This is a genomic window from Acinetobacter sp. A2 (genome assembly GCF_012371325.1).
GTDB lineage: Bacteria > Pseudomonadota > Gammaproteobacteria > Pseudomonadales > Moraxellaceae > Acinetobacter.
In genome coordinates, this window is record NZ_JAAZQX010000066.1 from 1 (window position 1) to 1180 (window position 1180).

A 1180-nucleotide genomic window follows, 5' to 3' on the forward strand; every position below is an offset into this window, starting at 1 on the left:
CTCTGTACACGACAAAAATAGATAACTCATTGAAATAATGTCACAATAATTGTTTTCTAACGACGAATACTATGACACATCTCAATGAGTTATATCTTATCTTAAACAAATCTCTAAAATGGAACAAGTCACATTTAAAGTGCTTTGCGCTCATCATGCTTGTGATTATTTTAAAGCAAACATGTAATCTTTCTTCTGCATCTAAAGCCTTGCCCATCAAGTGTTTACCACAATCATTTTATCGACGTATGCAGCGCTTCTTTGCAGGTCAGTATTTTGATTATCGTCAAATTTCTCAGTTGATTTTCAATATGTTTTCATTCGACCAAGTGCAACTGACTTTAGATAGAACCAATTGGAAATGGGGAAAACGAAATATTAATATCCTGATGCTCGCAATCGTTTATCGTGGAATAGCGATACCTATCCTTTGGACATTGCTTAATAAACGTGGAAATTCAGATACGAAAGAGCGTATTGCTTTGATTCAACGCTTTATAGCCATTTTTGGTAAAGACCGTATTGTGAATGTGTTCGCAGACAGAGAGTTTATCGGTGAGCAGTGGTTTACATGGTTAATTGAACAAGACATCAACTTCTGCATTCGTGTTAAAAAAACTTCATTGTCACCAATCATTTAGGAAAGAATCATAAAATTAGTGATTTATTTCGCCATCTTAAAGTTGGTCAAATTGAATGTCGTAAACGACGGATTTTGGTTGGTCGGGTGAAACTATATATAAGTGCACTACAGTTAGAAAATGGAGAGCTTTTACTCGTCGTTTCTCCTCAGTTTAATGCCAATGCTATTCAGGATTATGCATTACGCTGGGAAATTGAAACCTTATTCAGTTGTCTCAAAGGACGCGGGTTTAATCTTGAAAATACGCGCTTGACAGACCCTAGACGAGTGAAAAAATTGATTGCGGTGTTAGCTATAAGCTTCTGTTGGTGTTACTTAACGGGTGAATGGCAACATAATCAAAAAAAAGCGATAAAAATAAAGAAGCATGGACGACTCTCAATGAGTTTATTTCGCTATGGTTTAGACTATGTTCAAATGGCGATTCAGCGTTTAATTGGTTTTGGGAAAAAAGAAGAGTTTAAGGAAATTTTGGCAATTTTAAGAAAGCAGAATCCTGATAGGATAAGGGTTCTGTGAAATTTGTCGTGTACAGAG

1 protein-coding gene is annotated in these 1180 nt (G+C 35.8%); it reads left to right on the forward strand.

Features of this window, described 5'->3' with window-relative positions; translation table 11 throughout:
- Positions 1–71: 71 nt before the first annotated feature.
- A protein-coding gene (locus tag HHA43_RS13105; RefSeq protein WP_085940648.1) for an IS4-like element ISAba1 family transposase occupies positions 72–1162 on the forward strand; the annotation gives its coding sequence in 2 pieces (ribosomal slippage) (positions 72–612 and positions 612–1162; 1092 coding nt in all).
- Positions 1163–1180 lie beyond the last annotated feature (18 nt).